The organism is Nonomuraea sp. KM90, assembly GCF_052246675.1.
In the GTDB taxonomy this organism is placed as follows: domain Bacteria; phylum Actinomycetota; class Actinomycetes; order Streptosporangiales; family Streptosporangiaceae; genus Nonomuraea.
In genome coordinates this window covers 1-8,995 of the sequence record NZ_JBQQCB010000228.1, presented here as the reverse complement: position 1 = coordinate 8,995, position 8,995 = coordinate 1, and the positions used below count along the sequence as shown (strand labels likewise).

1 protein-coding gene is annotated in these 8,995 nt (G+C 74.5%); it reads right to left on the bottom strand.

Annotation, left to right across the window (positions count from 1 at the left end):
* A partial coding sequence (locus tag ACTWPW_RS61520; RefSeq protein WP_443174626.1) for a helix-turn-helix transcriptional regulator occupies window positions 1-8,846 on the bottom strand: 8,846 nt, incomplete at its 3' end.
* Window positions 8,847-8,995 lie beyond the last annotated feature (149 nt).

Genomic DNA, 8,995 nt, shown 5'->3' with positions numbered 1-8,995 from the left:
GAGGCGGCCGGCCAGGCCGGGGCATCGGGTGCGGCCGGGCGCGCGTTCCGGGCCTCCAGCTCGACCGCGACCTGCCGGACGAAGGTGCCCTCCTCCTGGGAGTTCAGGAAGACGTGCCGCAGGTCCAGATTCTGCCGGTCGGCGGCGGCGAGGAGGTCGGGGGGCAGGGTGGCGAACGCCTCGGCGAAGCCGCCGTCCGGGGACTCGCTGCGCACCGTACCGTCGGGGGCGGCCCGGTAGCGGCGCAGGCCGCCCGGCTCGTGCACGGCCACCAGCGCCACCGCCCCGCGCTCGCGTGCCGCGATCCGCGCGTCCCCGAGGACCTGGATCAGCCCCTTCCGGCCGCTCTCGGGAACGAACCGGAACGTCCCCAGCCCCGCGGGCTCGGCCCCGAGCCGGACACCCGACTCCATCCGGGAGCGCAGCTCCTCGATCTCGTCCCCGAAGAGGGTGACGTCCACCTCGCCGGCGGCGGCGCCGGGCATGTGCACCGGGTCGCCGACGGGCCGGACGTTGCCGTCGCGCGTGCGGGTCACGTACCGGAAGGTGAGGTCGTAGTCCACGCGGAGCCGGACGGTGTACGCCTTGCTCTTCTCGAACTTGCTGCGCTCGCGACGCCCGCCGTGATGGTCGTTCACGCTCTCCGACGCCTGCTCGCCGGCCCGCGCGCCGATGTCGATGCCCAGGTCGCCGATCTTCGTGCCGCCGCTCAGCCCGACGGGCAGGACGCGGCTGCGGGAGACGGAGACGTTCTGGGCGTCGGCCTTCCTGTCCACCTCGCCCTTCTCCGCGTCGAACGGCCCGGCCACGATCGTGAAGTCCGACAGGCGGGCGCCGATCGTGACGTCGGCCCCCTGGTTCCGGAACTTCTGCCTGGCCACCGACACGACGAGGTCCCCGTCGGGCCCGGTCATCCGCTCGAAGCCGGTGATCAGGGCGGACGGCGACAGCCGGGCGACCAGTTCGGCCCGGCGCTCGGTGATGGTGTCCGCGCCGAGCATCTTCGCCAGCCGGGCGGTGACGATCTCCAGCAGCGTGGGCCGGCCCGGGTCCTCCCGCAGGGTCTCGGGGAAGTGGCCGGGGTGGAGCTCGACCCGACGGGGGTCGGTCGCGGTGGTGACCGGCCCGGGGTCCTCACTGGCGGGCCTGCTCATGCCGGTCGGGAGGCGGCGTACGAGGGCGGCGTCGTACCTCCGGGGGGCCGGGCGGGGCCGGCGGAGGACGCGCTCGGCGGCGGCCCGGAGGTACGACGCCACGGTGCGGGGCATGCGGGACGCGCCCGGCAGCGTACGCGTGCGGGCCGACCGGCGCTCGACCTCGATGACGAGCGTCATGTCCTGCCGCACCCGGTTGAGCCCGTTGAACAGGCCGATCCGCTGCAGCCTCGTTCCCTGCTCGTTGGTGGAGCTGGAGTAGGAGCGGCCCCGGTCCGTGGACAGTCCGCCGCCGCCCCCGTCACCGTCGTCCACGGCGGACCCGTCGACGCCGGCCGAGTAGGACCCGTTGTACGCCTCCGTGTGTGACCGGTCGGTGTAGCGGTAGCGCTGGATGATGATGCCGGAGTCGGACGTGTGGCCGACCAGCGTCGCGCGGCGGGGGTCGGCGCCTTCGGCGGGCTCCAGGCGCACCCGTACGGTGACCACCTCCGCCTGGTCGGCCTGCGCGCCGGTGTGCACGTGGTAGCTCTTCTCGAAGCCGCCCGGCGACCACATGTCGGGGATGTGGATCTGCCCCCGGTCACCGGCGAAGTCGACGCTCAGCTCCCTTCGCAGCGTCGGCGTGCCCTCCTCGGCGCCCGGCACGGCGGCGTTCACGGCGTCCAGCACCGCGTTCAGCAGGTGGACCTGCTCGCCCTGGCCGTCGGTCAGATCGAACGACTCCACCACGCTCAGGCCCATGGCGTTCTCGTACTGGGGGGCCAGCACGACGTCCTCGGCGCGCGCGATCTGGTCCAGCGCCGAGCCGAGTGCCTGGTCGAGCCGCTGCTCGGCCTCCCCCTGCCGGACATTGGTGGCGGCCGGGCCGAGCCCCGCGACGTCCTTGAGCGCCTTGAGCAGGCTCTTGGGGTCGTGCCGCGCGCCGATCCCCACGTCCTCGCCGCGGGCCCGCGCCTCGGTCAGGGCCTTGACGTACGCCTGGACCAGCGGCACGGCGAGGGTCCTGTCCAGGGTCAGGCTGCCGTTGCGGAACCGCTCGACCGCTTCGGCGACCAGGGCGAGCGGGAGCCGGAGCTCGCCGTCGGCGTACATGCACAGCGCGTCGTACTCGGGGATGGAGAACAGCGCGCCGCCCGCTGCCGGGGCCGACCCGCGGGAGGTGAGCGGGATCCGGTCCCCCTCCGTCGGCATGGCGTTCGCGGTGCTCTCGGAGCCGGTGAGGGTGAGGTTCACGTCGGCGCGCAGGAGGTACTGCCGGCCGAACTCGATCGTCAGCTCCTCGGTGCCCCAGATGTCCAGGACGGAGGTCGAGGTCGAGGTGCCGCCGGACCGCGAGGGCAGCGAGAGCGTGCCGCCGTCGCTGGACGTGCCGCCGCCGTCCAGGTCGCCGCCGCCGACCGAGGCGCCGATCGAGAGGCCGGACGACCCGCCCCACGACACGCCGGCGGTGCCCAGCCCGAACATGATGCGCCCCATCACGTGGTCGATGACGCCCACGTACTGCGCGTCGCCCATCTCGCCCGCCACCGACAGCGACGAGCGCGTGGGCCCGACGCCCTCCGGGCGGATGCCGACGTCGGTGCTGATCGGCGTCTCGAACAGCTCGGGGTGGGAGATCAGGTTCCGCACGCTGAGGAACGCCGCGAAGTGGTGGAACGCGGGGGCCTTGATGTAGTTGCGGCCTTCCTCGGTGAGACGGAAGGTCTTGCGCCCCTCGTTCTCCTCCGCGACCACCAGGCCCTCGTCGATGAGCTGCTGCAGCGCCGGGTAGACGGCGCCCGGGCTGGGCGTCCAGCCGCCCTCGCTGCGCTCGGCGATCTCCTGGATGACCTGGTAGCCGTTGCGCGGCTCCTCGGCGAGCAGGGCCAGGATCGCGGCGCGTACGTCGCCCCGCTTGGCCTTGGGAAGCGAGTCGTCCCGCATCGCCCTCGGCACCACCTGCCGCGCGGCGTCCATCAAGCCGCGCACGTCCAGGTGCAGGAGCGTCGCCCGGCTGAGCAGCTTCGGGGTCGGCCTGCCCACCGAGGCCGCCGCCGGGGCCGCCGCCGGGGCCGCCGCCGACGGGTTGTCCGGGGGCAGGAGGTCGGCGGCGAGGGCCAGCCGGGCGCTGCCCGGACGGGAGTCCAGCGACGTGGTCTTGCCGTCGTGCAGCAGGTCCACGAAGAGCTGATGGTCGACGTCGAAGATCGCGACAGGGCCGGTGCTCTCCGACAGCGTCACGATGTTGACGGTGCTGCCGGTGCTGGAACCCGCCGTACGGGTGCGGTTGCCGCCGCCGTTCACGCCCACCTCGTGCGACAGGCCGTCCTGGCCCTCGTCGGGGCCGTCGCTCTCGCTCAGGGATGGATTGCCCCCGTACGTCCTGGACCGGCTGATGGCGCGCGCCGAGGTGTCCGTGCCGATGTCGAGGTTGACCACCGACTCCGTGTCGGTCACCCCCACGTACGTCCCCCGGTTGCTGAAGTCCTGCTGGAGCGACACGCGTACCGTGTAGTGCTCCGGGGCGCGGTTGCGGCCGTGCAGCACCAGGTCGACGAGAATGCCGTCCTGCGCGATCTGGTCGTAGGCGGTCCGCAGCCGGTGCTCGGACAGCTGCGTGACGATCTCCTGCTGGTTGAGGATCTGGCTGGCCCGCACGAGGGCGTTGCCGTCGTACTGGGGAACGCCGCCGACGACCTTGGGCACAACGCCGTGCCCGGCGAGCTGGTCCAGCACCGACCGGGTGAGCCCGTCCAGCCCCTTGATCTCCTGTACGAGGGCAGGTCCGGAGCCGCGCATCTGGCCCGGGCCGTCGCCGAGCCACTCGGGCAGCTCGCTCCTGCGCCCCTTGATCGGCACCGGCCGGGGATCGCCGCGCAGCACCTCGTTGCCGTCGGGGCCGGTCAGCGTCCTGCCGTCCTGGCGGATCAGCGCCGCGGCGTCGACGGGCAGGCCGAAGCGGTAGGCGGCCGACTCCTGCATGCGTACGAGCGCGGTGCTGCGCATCGGGGGGAGCTTGACGGGGCGGTCGCCGACCTTCTCCACGGTGAACGTGTGCCGCAGCTCCAGCCGGTAGCCCTGCGTGTTCCGGGTCTTCCGGTGCACGCTCGGGTGGATCGCCTGCCCGTTGGCCGTGGCCGAGTACGACTGCGACGCCGCCCTGCTGCCCTTGAGTTTGGGCCCCAGCTTCGGGAGGTATTGGGCCATGTCGCCGAGGACGTCCACTTCGGCCAGCCCAGGGTGGTTGAACCCGGCGGAGAGGTTGCCCTCCAGCGAACCCCCGAACGACGACCCGCCCGGCGCCGCGGCGAAGTCGACGAGCACCTCCTCCTCCCACTCGGCGTCGCTCGGCGCGCCCACCGGCTGGGAGGCCACCAGCACGACGTCGGTCTTGACGTGGATCCGGGCGAGCGGCTCGCCGTCCACGGCGAGGACGCGGTCGAACCCGCCGTTGACCGCCTCCCGCAACCGGCTGGGCAGCTCCTCGGTGACGAACGTGCGCAGGTGGCCGTTGGCGTTCGAGCCGATCTGGGCGAAGTCGCCGCCGAGCCGGCCCATGAGGGTGTCGAGGGCGTCCTCCAGGCCGGTCATGCCGGTGACGACGTGGTTGGGCATGACGGGGGTCCGCCTGGCGTCGTCGATCCAGGCCCGCTTGCGGGGCGCCTGGTCGGTGTAGGAGTGCGAGACCCACAACCGCTGGGCGGCCGTGTCGCCGGGGACGCCTGAGCTGACCGTGGTGGTGTTCCGCCACTCGCCGTCCCGCCCCGTACGGAGCGAGACCGTCCACGTGGCCGCCGCGTCGAACAGCAGCGACTCGCTCCGGTTGTCGGAGACCGAACCGCCCTGCGCGAACGTACCCGCCCCGCCCGACGCCGACCAGTTGCGCCCGGCGCTCACCCCGACGCCGACGCCCAGCAGCTCGACCGCCGTCCGCGGCCACTCGCCCTCGGGCAGCAGCTGCGCCAGCACCGCGGTGTTGAAGCCGAGGGGCACGCTGGCGCTGCCCGACTCGGTGGCGCTGACCGTGCGGCCGGCCTGGAAGAAGATGCCCACCATCATCTCGGACGCCTTCACGGCCGGGTCGATCACCTCGACCAGGTCGGCGAGGGCCAGCTTGATCCGCAGCTCGGCCGCCGCCTTGCCCTGGCCGACGCGCAGCACCACGCCGTCGGCGGAGACGACCTTGTGGAAGTCGGCGCGTAAGGCCCGTTCCAGCTCGTCGGGGGTGAACCGCTTGGCGATGCCGTCGCGTTCCAGGAGTTCGTTGACGGTGCCGGTGAGCGCGCCGAGATGGGCCATCCTGCCCGTGGGCATCGCCGCGGACAGGGCGACCTCCTGCGGCAGCGCGGCGGCCAGCGCGTCCAGATACCGCCGATGCCGCCGCTCGGCCTCCGCCGCCAGGGAGGGGGCGATGTCGGCCATGCCCACCCCACCAGGCCAGACGGGCGCCGCGGCCTGGTTCGGCGGCGCCGGCCGGCTGGCCGCCGCGACCTGGTTGACGGCCGCGAGCAGGCGCTCGTACGCCTCCCGCGTCCGGGTGGCCTCCTCCAGGGCGGCGGCGTACGCCTGGGCGATCCTGGTGTGCCGCGCCTGCGTGGCCCGGTGGCCGCGGGTCTCCCGCCTGGCCTTGCGGGCGCGCTCGTGCCGGCCGCTGTCGTGGTGGTTCAGCGTCCTGCGGCCCGCGCGGCCGGACGCCTTCGCCTGCTCCCCCGCGCTCTTCGCGCTCTCCTCCTTCGTGGTGACCTGCTGCTGGAGTGCCTGCTCCGCCGCCTGCAGGGCCGCGATGAGGGCGCGCAGGTCGCCGGCTGCCGGAAGCTCGCCCTGCGCCGGGGCCGGCACCGGCGGCGCGTGCGCCGGGCGCCCGTCCTGGGCCGGTGCCCAGGGCGGTGGTGGCGGGGTGTCGCCGTGCTCGCGCAGCTCGCGGAGCACGCCGTCGATGTCCACCGCGAGCCGGCGCCTCTCGGGCATCGTGCTCGCCCGGTGCCACTGCTCGGTGAGGTACGCCAGCTCGTTGCGCCTGGCGGGCACGCAGTCGTCCCGCGTGGGGCGGGCCGGCTTGAGCGCCCTGCGCAGGATGCCCTGCTGCGGCCTCCCCCTGTCCGCCGCCAGCCGTTGCAGCGTGTCGGTGATCTCGTGCAGCCAGACCCTCGGGAGCTGGTCGGAGGCCATGCGGGGGGCGAGGTGCACGATGTGCGGGTCCTCGGCCGTGCCCGACCTCAGCTCGGTCTGGCCCATGAGGGCGGGGTCCAGGCCGCCGACGACGGGGCGGAAGTGCTGGGTGCCGCCCGTCTCCGTGCTGACCACCAGGGTCTCGCCGCCCGGCGACCAGGTCAGGCCGGTCACGTCCTCGTTGTCGTTGAGGAAGTGGTCCGGGGTCAGGTCGGCGGTGCCGTCACGCGCCTCGTCGACGGTCAGGTCGGGGCCCTGGCGGGCGTCGGGCACGTACCCGGTGCCGGGGACGGGCCTGGAGGTGACCGTGCCGGGCCTGGAGGTGAGCGCCGGCTCCCGTGAGGGGCCGGGCGTGTCCGGGGCTGTGTCGGGGGCGGCATCCGGGGCCGGGGCCGGGGCTGTGCTCGGGGCCGGGGCCGGGGCCGACAGCGTGTCGTCGGCTTGGGCGACCAGCAGCAGGGCGGCCGCCTCCACTTGCAGGTCCGTCTGGTTCCTCACCTCGGTGGCGCGCATGTCCAGCGCCGTGCGGACGCGGGCCATGGTGGCGGCGGGGATGATGCGGTGACCGTCGCCGTTCGGGACGATCAGGTCGCCGGTGGGACCGACCACCGCGCCGGGGAAGTTCGCGCTCAGAGCGTCCAGCAGCGCCGCCCTGGCCCTGACCCCCGCCGGCATGGCCGTCAGCGTGGAAGCGGGCGAGGTGGCCTCGGCCCGCGTCCCCGTCTGTGCCTGGGGTGCGGGGTCGGCCTGCCGGTCGGCCGCCGAAGGCTGCGGGTCCGCGGAGGCCGGGGGCGCGGGCTGGTCGGCCGCCGGTGAAGCGGGGTTCCCCTCCTCGGTCGCGGCGCCCTCCGGCTGGGCGGGACCGGCCGCGACCTCCGGGTCGCCGCCGTCCGCCGTCGCACTCGCGTGGGGAGCGGTCTCGCCGTCGCCGGGCGTCGCCGCACCGGCGCCGTGCGCCTCCGAGCCGGCGTCAGGCGCCGTCGGGGGCTCCTCGGCCACCGCGCCATCCGTCCCCGGGCTGCCGGTCGGGCCGGCCGTCGCCGCATCCGGCCTCCCCTCGGCGGTCGCCGGGGCCGGGTCGGGAGCAGGAGCGGTGGGGTCGTCGGGCTGGGTGGGGTCGTCGGGCTGGGTGGGGTCCTCGGGCTGGGTGGGGTCCTCGGCAGCGCGGTCCGGGGTGCTGGAGGAGCGTCTCTGGGAGGACGGGTCGTGGTCGGCGGACGCGGGGTTGGGTCTGTCCGCCTGGCTCCCGGGGACCGGGGCCGCCATGCCGGCCGTGCGCTGGGCGGGGACGGTGGCCGGTTCCGGGACGCGGACGGCGCCGGGGGTGCTGGGCCCGCCGTCCGGGGTGGGGGCCGTGGCCGGGGAGGACGGGCCTGTCGGGCCCGCGGGGCCGGTTCCCGCGCGGGAGGCGTCGGTGCGGGCGGCGGCGTCGTACGCGGCGGCGAGCGTGCTCGTCGGGTTGGCCAGCGCCGCGACGACGTCCGGGTTGAACGGGCTGATGCTCCCCGTACGCCCCACGCCGCCCAGGAAGCCGCCCGTCATCGAGTCCATCGTGAACGGGTTCTGCCACTGCCCGTACACCGCGCCGTTGGCGATGAAGCTGCCGACCGGCGAGGCGATCGTGTTGGTCAGGCCGGTCGTCAGCGCCCGCCCGGTGAAGCCGGGCACCTCGCGGGTGACGCGGGAGACGGGCCCGGCCAGCCGGGTGCCGACGACCGCGCCGGTCCCGGCACCGATGATGGCGGCCTGGGACTTCTGCCAGTCCCACTCCGTCCGGGTGCCCAGCTTCATCTGCTGGTACTGGGCCGCCGCGTCGATGAAGAACTCCTCGCCGATCTCCTCGATCAGCTCCCTGCCGATCGGGGAGGCCAGCAGCCGGGTGAGGGCGCCGCGCCCGGTGGCCCCGCTGAGCACGGCGACCCTGGCCAGCCTGGTCGCGCCGACCTCCCGGCCGGCCAGCGTCGCGAGCCTGACCAGGATGCGGCTCAACGCCGCGCGAGCCCCGGCCGCGTACGGGCCGATGAGCGCGGTGGAGGCGCCGGCGCTGAAGAACGAGACGACGATGGCGATGGCGATGGCGACGACCGTCACCCAGAACGCCACGTTGACGGACAGCTTGGAGTACTGCGTCTCCACGGCGAAGTTGTCGGCCTGCTGCGCGTACGCCAGCGCGTTGCCGCTCACCCCGGCCATGCCGCCCGCGTTGCCGTACAGCTCGCGGGCCCTGGCGACGAAGGCCGCGGTGGCGGGCGCGGACCAGCCGGTCACGATGGTGCGCGCGGCCGTGCCCGCGGGCTCGGCGGAGCCGCTGCTCCCCTCGGCCAGCGCGGCGTAGGCCCGCGCCAGCGCCGACAGCCCGCTCTCGCTGGCCAGGGGCCATTTCTGGCCGGCGGACAGCATCGGGATCAGCCAGTAGACCACCCAGTCGGGCAGCGCCTCGGTCTCCCAGACCGGCCGGATGTCGCTGTCGATGCTGACGAACTCCTGGCGGGTGGGCAGCCCGCCGGAGCCCTGGACGTCGGTTCCCCCCGAGTGAGACATGTGCTCCGGCCTCAGACCTCGCGCGTCAGGGCGGTGAGGTCGTGCCGGATGTCGGCGTCCGTCTGGAGCGTGTTGTCGATGGCCTGGCGCAGCCGGTCACCGGCGTCCGTGATGCCCCGGGCGAGCCGGGTGCATTGGGTGAGCATCTC